The following is a 15890-nucleotide window of genomic DNA, read 5'->3' as shown; positions in this document are numbered from 1 at the left end:
CATGAAAATACAGCCGTATATGATCCATGTCGACTATGACTTTAATGAGGCACTATCAAATGGAACCCTACCTGTAGAAAGGGTTCAAGTAGTTGACAAAGTTAACTATGATCACGATCGGGAATGTTGGTACACCTTCAATTATTATAGAGGAAAAATTCAAACGAAACACGGCAAGATGAAGAATGAGATTCTTCAAACAGGGTTTAAACTCCTTGAGGGAGATCCAGAGAATGTTTCACTTTATTTAGCTTCAATGGACGGCAGCAACAAAAGAGAACTGTACTATGATGAAAATGAACAAATTTGGCTAGAATTGAGTCGCTTTGGAAAGAAAGAAGGGAAGTATGTCTATGATAGCAATGATTGGGTATCTGGTGTAGTTTTTTCTGGTACAGTTAACATTTTAATCGAGGAAAATGATAACGTTTTTTCAGAAAAACTTGTTTTTTTTCCATCTGGCATTTCTCAAAGGGACTATGAAGCTATGCTTGATGATCTGTATCGAATTCGGCAGGATCTTATTAGTCGAAAGAAAACCAATGTATCGGTGAGTACAAGATCGGAAAGAACCTCGCAAAGAATAAAAGAAATCTTAGACGAGATTGAAAGGCCTATTCGGCTTATCAGTGACAATCCTAAAGGCGAGCTTTCCTTTACCTGGGACTTTAGAAAGGCAGAAAAACCTGCTCGATTCCATCCTAGAACGGAGTTAGAAAAAGAAATGAACCCTGGGAAAGAAAAATATTTGACCTTTGTAAACCACGAAACAAGTGCTATTTTTGAAAATAAATTGATTAAACAGGAGCTGCTTCAGCTTAAATATTATTGTGACATGTATTCCTCCTCTGCACCGTTGCGGCAAACTGACAAAGAACAAAAAGTGAATGAGATGAAGTCCTTGTTTGAAAAAATTAATCGCAATATTCACAGGATGATCGGGAAAGTAGAAGGGGCTGACTACAATGCAGTAAAAATAAAGGTAGAGAAAGACATTTCGGATATTAAAGAAAAAATTGAAAAACAAAAGCAAAAAATTTCAAATGGGTTGAAGCCTCGGGCTACAAAATTAAACAAGGGGTATCAAGAGGTTGATGTCACAATTTCCTGTTCTATTTCCGCTTTTAATTTAATTAAGAAAGAATGTTCCTTTCAACCTTACCTAAAAACAATGATTAGGTCTGGGTGGGATAAAGAAAAAGGGGAGGCCCACCTAGCTTTCGACAAATACAGTTATGTTTTGAATGGTCAAACGTATACTGTAAACCCGCTTAGTTATTTTATCGAGATAGAGAATTGCTCTGATTTTTTATCGGATCATTGGAAATTTTGGAAATCATTACATGAGGTGATTGAATACCTTGAAATGAACCCGAGTAGTGAAGTGAATTTAAAAATCACTGGGCAAGCAGTATGGAACAAGAAACATTTTGATAAATTAGATATTTTTGGAATACCTCAAGAGGGAAAGGTCAATAGAGATTATAAATTTATCCTTGCTTCGATTTCGGACATAATTGTTAATGGCGAGTCGATTATGCCCCCAGCCGATCCAACAGTTATGCAGCAGGAATTAGCAAGATATATCCAGGATCTAGATAAAGTAACGGAAGATCTCAAACAGAAACAGGCCGAAAACCAAATTAACTTAAACACCGTTAACACTTTAGCTCAATTAGAGGTTGAGAAAAAAAACTTAACCTATGAGGGGAAGGTCATTGACAAAGTCATTGAGAAGATTAATGAGCTGTTAGACCTGCCACTATTAAAAGAAATACAATTAGGTCACTTTGAACCCTTAATCCCTACCCAACTCTTTTTACATGACCCTAATTATCAAACCATCTGGAGGCTGCTGCAATCTTTAGAGGAAGAAGTAGGCTTGTCGTTGTTGTCAAATCCAGCCCAGCGAAAAATACGAGTAAAAAAAGTAGAGCAGCTTTATGAGACATGGTGCCTTGTTAAGGTGTTGGATACTTTAACAAGCAACTTAGGGTGGGAATTTGAAGAAGCCGATACTATCGTGGAATGCATCAATGAATTTCTAGGGAAAAAGGGCAAGAGCTTGGATCGTTTTAAGACTAGTATCTCTCAGGGGGCGTGGAGAATAGATTTTCACTATGAACCAAAGATTTATATTCTAGAGGATGGTAAGAAGAAATATACGAGAGAGGAGCCTGGTTATCGTACACCTGACTATTATTTAAGTATTTATAAGGATGATTTTCTCATTGGTCATGTGTACCTGGATGCCAAACATAAGAATTTTAAAGAGCAAGGCAGAGAAGCCCTAACAAAAGAAATTATTGATACCTCCATTGATAAATACGGGAAAATGATTCCATTCGAAATGACAGGTCCAACTCTTGGATCCTTTATCGTTCATTCAGACATGGTGACTGGAATGGAAAATGAAACAAATGGTGAAAATTACTACGCCTACTATAATCGTGATGAATTTCCAGGTAGCTTAGATAGGGCTGATGATAATGAAGCTCATAAATATGGGGCAATCTATTTACTGCCTTCAGCGCTCCATTCTTTTAAGAACTTGTTTAGAATGATTATGGAATTTCGAATTGGAGCTCACAAGAAGTGCTGGAACTGCGGATGTGAGGAGGTTCATATAGAACAGCACCTAACAAGAAGCGGCTATCCAAAATACTACCTAACCTGTCCAAACTGTCATGAATTCTGGGTGAAAGTTCACTGTAGCCATAAAGGGCACAAAATCATCAAACATACGAACAATTATCATCGCCAGGTTCTTTCTGATTTTTCCTGGTATATAGTTTGTCCAACCTGCGGAGACGGTTTTGAAATTGAAGATCGTATAGAACAATCAAAAATAAGGAGTAGCAATGCTCTTTAAATACCAACTTGGGTAACTATAGCTTTTCTGATTATAGTGTAAATTATGATTCAACTTTTCATGAAAAAGACCAGATATTTAAACATCATAATTTACTTATTGAATCTAATAAGTTCAACATGAAGCCCTTTCCCTAAAATATATTTTGTTATACTTCTTTTTGTAAAAAGAAAATATTAAGAATAAGGTATTGTAGAAAATAACATGAATAATAAATCTATCAACAAGTAAAAGAACACATCGATAAAATTATAGTTTCCAGTTAATTACCTTTTAAAAGTATTCAGTGCTCAAATCCTCTATTTGGATTGAGGTAAAAAGAAGAAGCTTGTCATATCACTATTTAGAGGGGATTTAGTGTAGTGCCGTTTGTGGTGCCGAAACGGTGCCCTTCGAATTATCAGGTAAAACCTGCACTAATTAAAAATCTCTAAACCTTGTTAAACCAACGTTTTTTAAATGATTAAGGTAAGACCTCTCACATTTAAAATTAAGAATACCGCTTCTTTCGCTTTGACAGGGTAGAGGTCGCTGGTTCGAACCCAGTAGGAATCATAGGGTGTTAAAACCCCTGAGAGAGCGTCAGGAACACGGTTTCTCTACAAAAGGCCACTTCTTCGGAGGTGGTATTTTTTTGTAGTTTTTTAACCGTGGCATCCGTTTGGCAACAATTAATATGGTGATGAAGAACCAAAAATCGTTTGATCCAAGCGGTCAGATGCATCCTGCTGCATGTTGGGCAATAAATGACCGTACGTATCCATTGTAGTCGTGATTTTGCTATGTCCAAGTCTGTCAGCGATCAACTTCATTGGTTCATTTTGAAAGATCATTAAGGCAGCGTGTGTATGTCTCAAGTCATGAAAACGAATATGAGGTAAGTCTGCCTCTTCAGTCAATATTTTAAAAATACGTAAAAGGTTTCTTGGGTTAATAGGTTTACCTATCTCTGTGCACATAACCAAGTCTAAGTCAGTGTAACTTCTCAAAAAAAAAGGAGTAAGAACAAAAGTCCAACTCCTTTTCTTTCTTTTGTAATATGAACTCAATGAAATTTAACAATCTTTTCTAGAGCAAAGCGGTGATGAGGATATCCCTCACCGTCAGGCTTTCCTATAGGGAGGATTCCTGCGAATTGCACATGTTTAGGAAGATTTAATAAATCTCTTACTTTGTCTTGGTCGAAGCCCAGCATGGGATTACTCGCATATCCATATCCCTGAACAGCTGTCATGAGGATACCAAATGCAATGTTGGTTTGATTTAAACCCCATTGGCCGCGGTCTTCAACACTCATACCATTAAAGAATGCTGATAAATTCGCTACTTCTTCTTGTTTTTGCTCTTCAGAAAGACCCGGATGAACGGTGTCACCAATATTTGTAAGCACATCTTCCATATCACTAGTTACGACAATTACTGCTGGAGCTGATGTAACCTGTTTTTGACCATAGGCAGCTTCTTCAAGCTTTTTCTTCAAATTAACATCTGTTACCACATGAAAACGCCATGGCTGAAGATTCCATGCACTTGGGGACAGCTGCACAAGCTCAAAAATGTTTTGAAGATGTTGTTGGTCAATTGGTTGCTGTATGAATTTACGAATACTGTGCCGTGATTCAATGGCTTCTTGAACGGAAATTGTTTGTTCTGTAGTTGTTTTGCGCATCATGTTAATCATCCTCTTTATCGAATTTACTCAGTTAGGATAACCATTTTAAAAGAAAAATACACGCGTGTTGATTAGCCAGAATCATACAGTTTTCTTCCAGTGAACCTCAAAATAATGATGCAGAAACAAGGCCATTTCTGCCTGCCATTCCAGCGGCCAACGGGTGCATCGTGCTTTAAGCCGATCGTTTCAATGACATGAAGGGGCATATGAGTTTCCAGCGAAAAGCTCACATGAAGCTTGATGACGGATCGCTCTCCGTGGTAGACGGCCCACGGCAGGCGCGTTTTTTCCGACGGTCACCGTCGTTGAATCAACGAGTAGCAGCTGGTTTGGAATCTTAAGCGTCCGGCGTGTGACCCGGTTGCATTTACCGACAATGAGGGCAAAAACCTGTTTCATCAAGGTGTAATCCAGCTGCCCAAGCTTTTTTGATAACGTCGAATAATGGACATCGACAAGACCAGCCGTTGACCCAACATCTGCGCAGTAGCGCAGGCTTTTCCATTCACAGGCGGCAGCCGTCACCAGGTACTGGATCAAGGTTTTGACCTCCAGTTTGCGTGCGGTATCTTCGTAGCCCACCAGCTCGATCAACGGCTGGAGCTCGTGATTTTAAGGGGTGTATGATATAGTTTCCTTCATCACGCAACCAAACAGTTGCTTATGTTTGACAAGCAACCGTATAGTTGCATATAATCGACATATGGATTGGGACAAAGACGCTATATTCAAAGCACTTGGCGATGCGACTCGGCGGGTTATATTAGATGAACTTACCGAACGTAACGAGCTGACGTTGTATGAACTAACGGCACGTCTCGTTATGAAACACAACCTTTCTATTTCGAGACAGGCAATCGCTAAACATCTAAATATATTGGAAGATGCAGGGCTCGTAATATCAAAACGAAAGGGAAAATATCGAGTACTTATGTTTAACAAAGAACCACTTAAAAATTTGCTGAAAGGATGGGTAGATTAATTTTATTACTAATGACGAATGTATGAGTTTTTCTATTTGTAGCCAGATTGTTAGAAGAGAACCATACCTTGCATTTATCAAAGGAGGCCAAAACATGATGAAAATTATTATTACTAGTATATTTGTTCAAGATCAAGACAAAGCACTAGAGTTTTATACAAAAACGCTGGGCTTTGTAAAAAAGCATGACGTTCCCAGTGGAGCATATAGGTGGATAACGCTTGTTTCTCCTGATGAACAAGACGGTACCGAGCTTTTACTCGAACCTAATGACCACCCTGCTGCCAAAGAGTATCAGCAGAAGTTATTTGCTGATGGCATTCCAGTAACAATGTTTGGGGTTGCAGATATTCGCAAAGAGTACAAACGACTAGTAGAAAAAGCCGTAAAGTTTACTATGGAGCCAACAGAAATGGGCGAAGTCACAATAGCTGTCTTCGACGATACATGCGGAAACCTTATTCAGATGATAGAGAAGAAGTAACGTTATGAAGAAAGAACCTAGATTCTAGACGACACTATGGGTATGATTAAGACCAGTGAAGTGTTAGTTTAAAAATTAAACAACTTTATGTTAACCCTGTCCGTAATTTTGGGACGGGGTTTTACATATTTAAGGTATAGATTTGTGAAAAAGTTCACTTAAACTATCGGGTGCAAGAGTTTAAGAACCGGCTGCTGTTCCAGCCGGTCTTTTTTCTTCATTAACTAAAGGGCAGGATTATTCAAGAAGATAATAGCTTTTTCATTCTTGACAGACGATGCTACTATGCGATACTATATACCGGTAATAAGTAATACTGAATACCGGTGCTGCAAAGTACTAAAATATAAGTGAAATACAAATGGGGGAAAAACATTTGGAAAATATCACGGAAATGCTGAAAGGGGTGCTTGAGGGTTGTGTGCTTGAAATCATTAGCCGTGGCGAAACTTACGGCTATGAAATTACGCAACAACTGCGAGAACTCGGTTTCACTGATGTGGTTGAAGGCACAGTTTATACCATTACCATGCGGCTTGAGAAAAACAATCTGGTGGACATAGAGAAAAAGCCATCCACTGTGGGACCGCCGAGAAAATTTTACACACTCAACGCAGAAGGTCAAGAGAAACTCGAAATTTTTTGGGAAAAATGGGGTTTTGTCTCAAGCAAAATTAACGAACTCAAAATTAAAAAAATGAAAGGAGAGAAGTAAAATGAATATTTTCGAAAAAATTATCGGAAGTCTGGATGACAAGCGGGAATGGAGGGCGATGGAGGCACGTGCGAAGGCACTTCCAAGTGAGTACCGAAACGCTTACAAAGCTATCCAAAAATATATGTGGACTGCTGGTGGTGGTCCCACCGACTGGAAGGACAGCAGCCGTATCTTTTACGGCATTCTCGACCTCTTCGAAGAAGGAGCAGCGGAAGGCAAGAAAGTCACTGACCTTACGGGCGAGGACGTGGCTGCTTTCTGCGACGACCTAGTGAAGGATGAGAAAACTTGGAAGGATAAGTATCGCAAGAAGTTGAACGATACCATTGGTCGTGGCTAACGATAAAATCCTAATGCTTGGTTCAATGAATGTCATAAAATCGAGACTATAACTCCAAATTTACAAAAGTTTGTGAAACAATGTACTTTAGCTAACGGGGGCTTTTGTTTAATACCTCGGCTGTCATTTCGGCAGCCTTTTCCTATTCAGCTAACGGAGCAGTTTAGTCCTTAAACCATTATGAGTAAAAACAGTAAGGGGGAAACTAATATGACGAAGAGAGATAAGGAGTTGTCTCTGGAACAACGTGAAGAACTAATCAGAACTTTGAAAGCCCGTTTTGAGAAAAACATGAACCGCCATAAAGGTCTTGAATGGGCTACAGTGCAGGCTAAGTTCGAAGCTAATACTGAAAAAATGTGGTCGCTCAATGAAATGGAAGGAACTGGCGGTGAACCGGATGTTGTTGGCTATGATAAGAAGATGGGAGAATACATTTTTTATGATTGTTCAGCGGAAAGTCCTAAAGGCCGAAGAAGTGTTTGTTACGACCGTGAAGCGCTGGAGTCAAGAAAAAAACACAAACCAGAAAATAGCGCTATTGATATGGCAGCTGCCATGGGCATTGAACTTTTAACGGAAGAACAATACCGGGAGCTGCAGAAACTTGAAAACTTTGATATGAAAACGTCGAGCTGGGTGCAAACACCTGCTAATATTAGAAAACTCGGCGGGGCCCTCTTTTGTGATCGCCGCTACGACACTGTCTTTATGTACCACAATGGAGCAGAATCTTACTATGCTGCAAGGGGTTTCCGTGGCTTACTAAGGGTCTAAATGTTGCACAGAGAGCTAAATTTGAATTTGAAAAAAGATCAACTAGGGAAAGGCTTTAATTTCATTCTTCAACTATCGGGGGCTTTTATTTAATATCTCGGCTGTCATTTCGGCAGCCTTTTCTTATTCAGTTAACGTGCAGGTTAGTTGAACAAGAGATGATAAAATGGTCTAAAATTATTACTCCATTATGAAAAGGTGAATTTGTTTATGCTCGGAATTAAAAATTACAATCCTAAAATGTATACTAACCCATCTAATATCATAGAAGACCACAGAACTAAACTTGAAGCTCTGATTGGTAAAAATGTAAAAGAAATATGGATTGTTTGGGCGCAAGATGAAGATGAATGGTTTAACGATTGTCCTGTTATTATCTGTTTTGAAGATGGCCAATTAGAATTATGTGTATATAAAACGAACGAATACGCTATTACGTTTGATAAAATCCTTGTTTCTCAAGATCTTTCTTGGTATGGGTCAGATTTAAAACTTAATTGGGAAAAGAACAAGTTAGAAGAACTCAATTTTGCTATTGGTAAAAGAGTGATTGGGATTGAAATTATTGAAAGACGTGAAACAAACGCATCGGATTATTATTTAGCTGGTATAGGGCTTCACTTGAATGATGGATATTTCGCCATATGTAATGGATTCGATGAGAATTTAATAATCAAAAAAAGAGAAGAAGGACCAAATTTCAAGCACACAATTATCTGAGAGGCATAAATATTCTTCAATTAATGGGTGCAAGAGTTTAAGAGCTGGCTGCTGTTCTAGCCGGTCTTTTTTCTTCCTCAACTAAAGCAGCAGGTTAGTTGAATAGTGCTCTTTGACCTTTATTCAACAATTGGACCAGATTGTTGAATAACACCTTTAAAGAAAATTGGATGTCTATGTTAAAGTTTAGAATAGATTGTGAACATAGGTTTGAAATAAAGTCGAATCGTTTTACGGGGCTGTTCCAAAAGTCGATATTTGATCGATTTTTGGAATAGCCCCCTTTTTAGTGGTTGAAGTCACTCTTTCTTTTAATACTTACATGGGGAGGGGCTATTTAAACTAATGATGGAGTTAGTACGAATAAAATATGATTCGGTTCATCACTCTTGTTCAAAAATCGGTGTTTAACATTTTTCTATTTGGCTAATAAGTGAAGTGCTAATTCCTGCATATTCGGCGAACTCACGAATTGTCATACCATTCTTTTTACGATAATTTAATACCGTTTGCCCGATGCGATGATTGTTCATAGTAAAGATCCTTTCTAAAATAATGTATGTTTCATTCATTTTGTGCTGACATACTAAACATGGAGAATTAGTACTTTTATCGATTACATAAATATTTTACACTTATGTTTGTGCATTATAATGTATTGATTTTATTATTGTAAACAGACATCTAGGGGGAAACAGAATTGAAATCACTACTTATTTCTTACATGGCTTTATTTTTGGGCGTATTTGCATTATCGACTTCAGCGATCTTTGTGAAATTAGCAGATGCACCTGCGACAATTACAGCATTTTATCGGATGCTTTTTGCAGCAGTAATGCTTTTGCCATTTTTATTAGTTAATAAAAAGAACCGACAAGCATTACGTTTGTTGTCAAAAAAACAATGGGGACTTGGATTATTATCAGGCGTATTTCTAGCAGCCCATTATGTATTGTGGTTTGAATCATTAAATTACACATCTGTAGCAAGCTCGACGGTTATTGTCACCTTACAGCCACTCTTTTCGTTGGTTGGCGGCTATTTTCTATTCAAAGAGCGCTTCAGCAAAGGGGCTATAACAGGCTGTCTCATCGCGATTGCCGGAAGCATTGTCATTGGATGGCAAGATTTTCAAATTAGTGGACAGGCATTATTTGGCGATATACTTGCTTTTATTGCGGCAGGCATCATAACAGCCTACTTCTTCATTGGCCAGCATGTTCGTAAAAGGCTATCTCTTATCCCATATTCAGTTATTGGTTATGGGAGCAGTACATTACTTTTAGGTGTTTTTGCCGTTAGTCAGCAAACGCCCTTCTTCAATTATTCTGTACCAACATGGTGGTCCTTTATTGGATTAGCGTTTATTGCAACAATTTTAGGGCAAACAATTTTCAATTGGTTGTTGAAATGGCTAAGTACTTCAATTATTTCAATGAGTATATTAGGAGAAACAATTGGAACTTGTATCCTCGCTTATTTCATTTTGGATGAGGTCATTTCATTACAACAAGGTATGGGTATCGCACTCATTTTAATCGGTCTAGCATTATTTTTACTACAGCAAAGAAATAAGGAATAAACAATAGAGATTAATTGGCGGTACGAGAATAGATTTAATTGAGGAACATTTATTAGAAGAATTCTTTTAAAATGACTCCCTTGTTCAACTATCGGTCGCAAGAGTTTAAAAACCGGCTGCTGTTCCAGCGTTTTTTTTCCTCAACTAAAGGAGCAGGTTAGTGAAAGAAGCAGTAGGTGTTTTTCGTCATTTTCATAGATATCTTCATATATACTGATAGAATAATCAGAAATATTTTAAAGGTGGGACAGAATTGAAAAAAAGATTAGGATGCCTACACGCTCATTATTCAAATATTGAATATATTGAAAACGCACTTTCCTCATATGATATTGAATTAATACATTTTGTTGACCCCGCATTAATGTATCGAGTTACAGTAGATGAGAACTTCAAAGAAGCAGATGCTCAAAATAAAGTTAAGGAGCAAATAGAGTGTATTGCCCAATGTAATGTTGATGCTATTCTAATTACTTGCACAAACTATATTGCAATTTTACAGGAAGAACAACTTTCAATATCAGTGCCAATTATTAAAATTGATGAACCCTACTTTGAATATATCTGTAAAATACAGCAACCCTTGACAATCTTATTTACAAATCCCGCAACTGTTAAAGGGACAATGGAGCGTCTCAATCAATATGCTTATAATCATCAAAAATCTTTGGATATAGAGGTAATTGTCATTAACAATACTTTTGAATTAATAATGCAAGGTTTAAAACAAGAATATAACCAAGAAATTTCTAAGTTCCTAAATAAAATTATTAAAGGAGATAAAATTATCTCCGTTGCTCAATTATCTATGGTCGATGCATCTAAGGAAGTTGAGTATAAGACATCAAAGCCTATAATTAATCCATTGGATACATTAATTTCTTCCGCAGTTAGTCAATTAAAAATAGACAAGAAATCAGTGGTAATCTGATTTTTCTTATTCAACTCCTATGAAAGGACGAGTTCCCTTACATAATCTGTGGTGCAGCGCTTGCATTGCATGGCTGGCTAACGGGGGCAAGAGTTTAAGAACCGGCTGCTGTTCCAGTCGGTCTTTTTTCTACCCCAACTAAAGTGGCAGTAAACTGAAAAAGTTATATTGTCACAGCAAGGGAATTTGTTTCTAATAAAAAATAATGAAGTAACAAAAGTGGCGGAGAGAATTATAAGTGAAGAGTCTTTTCCGATTCCAAAGCTGATGGTTTTTAATCCAGCGAAAAATGAGTATCAAATCATAACAACATATGAATATGGACCGTCTAATACAAAGGCTGATGTATATAGAATGCAAAAAGGAAAGCTGGTAAAGATTTTTGGCGTAATGGGAGACCAGGGAGTCAGAATTTCAAAATCAGTAATCTATCAAGATTGGAAAAAGTATCGAAATGAAGGCGGATGGGATAAAGTGATTGCTGTCTATAGCTGGGATAATAAAAAGCAGAAGTTCATTGCTTCTAGCGTTAAACCATAAATGAAAACAAGTTGATAAAGTATAATAGATAATCTTATAATAAAAAACAATGCTTTCCCTATTGTATAGTCTTCGGGTTAGCATTGTTTTTTATTATCGTTTGATTTTATTCGTCAATCCATTTACCGCTAAAGCGCGTTATTTCATCTTTATACTGGCGGACGTTACCTTTCATATTATTAATGTCATGTGAAAAGTGATCAACCAGCCGTAGCTTATTATAAACTTTTCCAAGGTTGGGGGAGATAATGTGGCTGCTGTGTGTTTTTTGCAGATCTACTTTCATTGTCTCTAATTCCTGGATAACATGGTCTATTGCATCACAAGCATTATCAGCCCTGGACTGGATATGAAATTTCTCTTCTTGAATAAGACGGTAGAAGAAATTAAATAATTGGTTTTTTGTATAAAGAGCCATTTGAATCTTCCTCTCATTGATAATTAAATTATAGAAGAAGCTTGTCATACCAATGTGTAGAGGGGTTTATTATAGTTCTATTTTTGGTGCCGAAATGGTGCCAGTCGATTTATCAGGTAAAACCTGCATTATTTGATATTTCAGTAAACCCTGCTGTATCAATGTTTTTCAGATAAGTTAGGTCTTACCTATCACATTTAAAATTAAGAAAACCGCGTCTTTCGCTTTGACAGGGTAGAGGTCGCTGGTTCGAACCCAGTAGGAATCATTGGGTGTTAAAACCCCTGAGAGAGCGTCAGGAACACGGTTTCTCTACAAAAGGCCACTTCTTCGGAGGTGGTCTTTTTTTGTAGTTTTTTAACCGTGGCATCCGTTTGGCAACAATTAATATGATGGTGGAGAAACAAAAATTGTTTGATCCAATCGGTCAGATGCATCCTGTTGCATGTTGGGCAATAAATGGCCATACGTATCCATTGTAGTCGTGATTTTGCTGTGTCCAAGTCTGTCAGCGAGTAACTTTCATTGGTTCATTTTGAAAGATCATTAAGGCAGCATGTGTATGTCTTAGATCATGAAAATGAATACGAGGTAAGTTTGCTTCTTCAGTCAACTTTCTAAAAGCTCGTAACAGGTTTCTTGGATTAATAGGTTTATCTATAGAAGACTTTTGTGAGGATAATTGATAATAAGGAATAAAAACAATGTTAATGAAAAGCCACTCAAAAAATTGAGTGGTTGTTTAATTTAATCGATATATCTTCGCGCACCTGCATATTCCTGTTTATATGTAGTGGTGTTTGAAGCGCTTACTAGCCGAATCTGTTGAAGTGAAGAAGGTGAATCATGATCAAATAAAAAACAAGCCTTCTCCTTCATTAAGGGAAGGTTCGTTTTGTAGCTTTAAGCTGATACGAAATGGACGCAGAAAGAGATAAATAGTACAATGTTTGAAACGTTTTAGAGAAAGTACTTACACAAGCAGCTGCTTTTTTGGCTGAAGATGTTCATTATAAATGCTAAGGGAAGGTGGCTTAAGTCATGCAGTGGCTACGGATAATCCATTTGATTCATGGCGTTTTTTTTATTTTCATGCTCTTGTCAGGACTTTGTCTTTATATTGTTGCAACGAGGACTTGGTTTAATCAAATTGGTTTTCCACTTGTTCAATTTCATTTGCTCACCGCTTGTTTTTATTGCGGACTGGTCCTTTACAGTCTATATAGGATAGGTCGGTATTTACTAAAAAAGCCTCCAGTTAAAAAATTCAATTTCATTCTTAATCTTCTGTTCTTTTTGATGTGGATGGCCTCGGGATTACTTATGTATTTTCAAGCTTATTTGCTGGCAGAGGTTCGAAATGTCGCAGTCGTCATTCACGATTGGACAACATTTTTATTTTTGCCTTGGGTTTTAACACATACAATTGGCCACCTTTTTAACGTATCCCTTCCCTGGCCGGCATGGTGGAAAAGACGAGCTGCATTGCCGCCAATCATTGAAGAAAATATGCTCGAACGTCGTGATTTTTTAAAGCTTTTTAGTTTAGCATTTCTGTTCCTTCTCATTGGGAGCTGGTTCAAGTGGCTGACACCAATTTTAAATGTTACTGAAGCAGAAAATAAACGAAGAGGATACTTTCGAATTTATAATGTGACAAACGATTTTCCTCGTTATGAAGATCGCGAATGGTCCTTAACGATCGATGGTTTGATTAATAAAAAGGAGAGTATTGGTTACACTGATTTATTGCATCTTCCATCCACTACTATAATTGATAACTTTCATTGTGTTACGGGTTGGAGTGTGAGGAACGTCGAAATGAAAGGTGTTCTCCTAAAAGATTTATTTGATGCCTATGGTCTCGAAGCTAAAGGTAAATTTGTAACCGCTTACTCAGGCGATGAGGTATATTTTGATTCATTTTTAACTACCCAGTTAATAGATGAAGAGGCTCTGCTTGTGTACGAAATGGATGGTGAGTTTCTGAAACCAGCCCAAGGCTATCCATGTCGTCTCTATCATCCAGATATGTATGGGTATAAATCAGTTAAATGGGTTGATCGCCTTGAATTTAGTGGAGAACGAAAAAAGGGCTACTGGCAACAAAGTGGAGGGTACGATTTAAATGGTTACTTATAGACCAGTAAAACAAATTTTTATTCTGATACTAGCTTTGATTATGGGCATGTCCCTTTCTTTTTGGCTAATACCTTCAAAAATGGATTATGAATGGAATGTTTGGCGCGATCGAACATTAGAGTGGGAAACAAAAGATTATGAAATCAATGGTATATATACATTCGATGGCGTGAAAGCAACAACAGAGGTTGGAGATTGGTCTGAAGGAAACAGTCAATTTAACCTCACGTCTGTTGTTTCGGACGATTCAACGTTTCAATTTCAAGTTTTTTTTGAGGATGAGAAAATTTTTATTGATTCCGGTGGTAAATGGTTACAAAATGATATCAACTCTCGTTTTGTCGAAGAGCTCACCCCTCTGTATCACCCATTTGAATGGATTCGAGAAATTTTGAATGAGGCTGATAAAGTAGAGCGAATCAAGGATGGCGATAAAACAACTTTTCGGGCAATCTTTGACTCTTTTGAAGAGTTTGATTTTCGTGGAACGCTTCTTAGCAAGCAACATAAAACAACATTAATAGTTATAGAAAAAAATGGAGTTATTCAATCAGTGACGTTTGAGGCTCGGCCAATTAGGCCGGATTCTATCAGTATATTAGATCGTTATCCAGAACAGATGAGTTATAAAATAGATTTTACTGAAATCGAGTCTGCACAATTCGTGTTACCTAAAGAAGCTTACGAAAGCGAACTAATGGAATAAAGTTATCCTCAAGATGTAGAACAAACAAATGGCAAATGAAACACAACCGTTGTGTGTTGTTTACTTTTAAGAATTATATGATTGATCAAGAATTAACTGGTATCTTTGACGGCGGAATTATAAATGCGGCAGAAACAGATCAGGAAGAATCACCCTGTATAAGCTTAATTTAACAGCGGAGGGGAGTTCAAGTACGCGAAATACTTCCTTTGCGCTGCGCACCTTCATAAAAAAGACAGCAAATAATATTTCATTTTTGATGTTCTTATTCAATAAACGGGTGGCTTTTGTTGAATAAGGAACACAAAACAGCCCCCATCTTTAGTTGGTGGGGGCTGTTTATAATTACTTAATTATCTTCTTCGATTGTTTCAACAAGAATAAACAGAAAATGATAGATGAGGCTTAAAGCATCGCCTAAAGACATCTCTTCCTTAAATCCTTCTACACTATTCAAGGAAAAATTGACATCCCATAGTCCATCATCTTGGTTGAACATTAAACTGTATGTTCCAATCTCTCCTTGGAGTTCATTATTTAAGTAAGCCTTTAACACATTCCCCATTTTCTTCTGAAATTTCAAGCCAAGCAAGGCATTGTATGTTCCGAACACATCATCTACTTCCAATGAAAGTGTCTCAACTCCGATTAATTCAAACCATGAAGATTCGAAGTAAAGGAATTCGCTTTTATTGATTTTTAGGTATTCAAGGGGTTGTGATAAAAATGCAGCGGATTCTTCCGAAATCAACTCTTCGTTTTCTTTATTACTGCGCTCGATATAAGCATCAGTAAAACGGGTACTATTTTCTTTTTCTACTATAGTAAAATCATTTGTCAAGTGATGCCTTTCTGCATATTCCTTTTCCTCTTTAAACAATTCAACCTTATTCCCACTTAAAGCTTTTGATATGTATAGTTCCATTTGTTTTTTTAACATGGTGAGTGTCCTCCTAGTATCTTTTCATACCTGTTTCATTCAATCATAGCATATAAACCATGG

General features: G+C 37.3%; 18 protein-coding genes and 1 pseudogene. 12 read left to right on the top strand and 7 right to left on the bottom strand.

The genetic code is table 11. From position 1 onward, the window contains the following. The first annotated feature begins 1 nt into the window (after position 1). Entirely contained in the window at positions 2 to 2872 is a 2871-nt protein-coding gene (locus tag VQ00_RS15135) for a nuclease domain-containing protein (protein ID WP_046180955.1), read from the top strand. Positions 2873 to 3543: 671 nt separating this feature from the next. Here the strand turns inward: VQ00_RS15135 and VQ00_RS15130 are convergent. From VQ00_RS15130 to VQ00_RS15120, 3 genes are all read right to left on the bottom strand, one after another. Further along, positions 3544 to 3831, bottom strand: a complete 288-nt coding sequence (locus VQ00_RS15130; RefSeq protein ID WP_046180972.1) for a tyrosine-type recombinase/integrase — start codon at positions 3829 to 3831, stop codon at positions 3544 to 3546. 86 nt (positions 3832 to 3917) lie between these two features. After that, on the bottom strand, positions 3918 to 4544 hold the full coding sequence (locus VQ00_RS15125) for a nitroreductase family protein (protein ID WP_046180954.1): 627 nt from the start codon (positions 4542 to 4544) through the stop codon (positions 3918 to 3920). Between the two features lie 189 nt (positions 4545 to 4733). After that, positions 4734 to 5087: a hypothetical protein gene (locus VQ00_RS15120; protein WP_216595830.1), complete on the bottom strand. Its 354-nt coding sequence runs from the start codon at positions 5085 to 5087 to the stop codon at positions 4734 to 4736. Positions 5088 to 5250: 163 nt separating this feature from the next. Here VQ00_RS15120 and VQ00_RS15115 point away from each other — a divergent pair, with 163 nt between their 5' ends. The 6 genes from VQ00_RS15115 (at position 5251) to VQ00_RS17800 (ending at position 8568) form a co-directional block, all read left to right on the top strand. Then, positions 5251 to 5529, top strand: a complete 279-nt coding sequence (locus tag VQ00_RS15115; RefSeq protein ID WP_046180971.1) for an ArsR/SmtB family transcription factor — start codon at positions 5251 to 5253, stop codon at positions 5527 to 5529. Between the two features lie 97 nt (positions 5530 to 5626). Continuing rightward, on the top strand, positions 5627 to 6013 hold the full coding sequence (locus tag VQ00_RS15110) for a VOC family protein (RefSeq protein WP_046180970.1): 387 nt from the start codon (positions 5627 to 5629) through the stop codon (positions 6011 to 6013). 376 nt (positions 6014 to 6389) lie between these two features. Further along, positions 6390 to 6728 (top strand): PadR family transcriptional regulator, encoded by a 339-nt coding sequence (locus tag VQ00_RS15105; RefSeq protein ID WP_046180969.1) that lies wholly within the window; start codon positions 6390 to 6392, stop codon positions 6726 to 6728. Between the two features lies 1 nt (position 6729). Then, positions 6730 to 7071: a DUF1048 domain-containing protein gene (locus tag VQ00_RS15100; RefSeq protein ID WP_046180953.1), complete on the top strand. Its 342-nt coding sequence runs from the start codon at positions 6730 to 6732 to the stop codon at positions 7069 to 7071. 210 nt (positions 7072 to 7281) lie between these two features. After that, positions 7282 to 7848 (top strand): DUF4256 domain-containing protein, encoded by a 567-nt coding sequence (locus VQ00_RS15095; RefSeq protein WP_046180952.1) that lies wholly within the window; start codon positions 7282 to 7284, stop codon positions 7846 to 7848. 210 nt (positions 7849 to 8058) lie between these two features. Next, entirely contained in the window at positions 8059 to 8568 is a 510-nt protein-coding gene (locus VQ00_RS17800) for a hypothetical protein (RefSeq protein WP_052728590.1), read from the top strand. A gap of 413 nt (positions 8569 to 8981) precedes the next feature. On the opposite strand, the pseudogene VQ00_RS18240 reads toward VQ00_RS17800, so the two are convergent. Continuing rightward, positions 8982 to 9162, bottom strand: a pseudogene (locus tag VQ00_RS18240) (helix-turn-helix domain-containing protein); the annotation flags it as partial. Between the two features lie 130 nt (positions 9163 to 9292). Between VQ00_RS18240 and VQ00_RS15085 the strand changes: the two are divergent. From VQ00_RS15085 to VQ00_RS15075, 3 genes are all read left to right on the top strand, one after another. After that, positions 9293 to 10150 (top strand): DMT family transporter, encoded by an 858-nt coding sequence (locus VQ00_RS15085; RefSeq protein WP_425388391.1) that lies wholly within the window; start codon positions 9293 to 9295, stop codon positions 10148 to 10150. 253 nt (positions 10151 to 10403) lie between these two features. Then, positions 10404 to 11081 carry a hypothetical protein gene (locus VQ00_RS15080; protein WP_046180950.1) on the top strand — a complete coding sequence of 226 codons (678 nt, stop codon included), beginning with the start codon at positions 10404 to 10406 and terminating at the stop codon, positions 11079 to 11081. Positions 11082 to 11300: 219 nt separating this feature from the next. After that, positions 11301 to 11621 carry a hypothetical protein gene (locus tag VQ00_RS15075; protein WP_156154084.1) on the top strand — a complete coding sequence of 107 codons (321 nt, stop codon included), beginning with the start codon at positions 11301 to 11303 and terminating at the stop codon, positions 11619 to 11621. Between the two features lie 106 nt (positions 11622 to 11727). On the opposite strand, the gene VQ00_RS15070 is transcribed toward VQ00_RS15075, so the two are convergent. Together VQ00_RS15070 and VQ00_RS19535 are read right to left on the bottom strand one after the other, a co-directional pair. After that, positions 11728 to 12039 (bottom strand): hypothetical protein, encoded by a 312-nt coding sequence (locus VQ00_RS15070; protein WP_046180948.1) that lies wholly within the window; start codon positions 12037 to 12039, stop codon positions 11728 to 11730. Positions 12040 to 12547: 508 nt separating this feature from the next. Further along, entirely contained in the window at positions 12548 to 12745 is a 198-nt protein-coding gene (locus VQ00_RS19535) for a tyrosine-type recombinase/integrase (protein WP_425388390.1), read from the bottom strand. Positions 12746 to 13080: 335 nt separating this feature from the next. On the opposite strand from VQ00_RS19535, the gene VQ00_RS15065 reads away from it, so the two are divergent. After that, on the top strand, positions 13081 to 14181 hold the full coding sequence (locus VQ00_RS15065) for a molybdopterin-dependent oxidoreductase (protein WP_046180947.1): 1101 nt from the start codon (positions 13081 to 13083) through the stop codon (positions 14179 to 14181). Then, positions 14168 to 14887: a hypothetical protein gene (locus VQ00_RS15060; RefSeq protein ID WP_046180946.1), complete on the top strand. Its 720-nt coding sequence runs from the start codon at positions 14168 to 14170 to the stop codon at positions 14885 to 14887. Before VQ00_RS15065 ends, VQ00_RS15060 begins: the two co-directional genes overlap by 14 nt. Positions 14888 to 15236: 349 nt before the next feature. Here VQ00_RS15060 and VQ00_RS15055 read toward each other — a convergent pair whose 3' ends face one another. Continuing rightward, positions 15237 to 15827 carry a hypothetical protein gene (locus VQ00_RS15055; protein ID WP_046180945.1) on the bottom strand — a complete coding sequence of 197 codons (591 nt, stop codon included), beginning with the start codon at positions 15825 to 15827 and terminating at the stop codon, positions 15237 to 15239. Positions 15828 to 15890: the final 63 nt, after the last annotated feature.

This window comes from Domibacillus tundrae (assembly GCF_000970675.1).
In the GTDB taxonomy this organism is placed as follows: Bacteria; Bacillota; Bacilli; order Bacillales; family Domibacillaceae; genus Domibacillus; species Domibacillus tundrae.
This window is presented reverse-complemented; position numbering and strand designations above follow the sequence as displayed.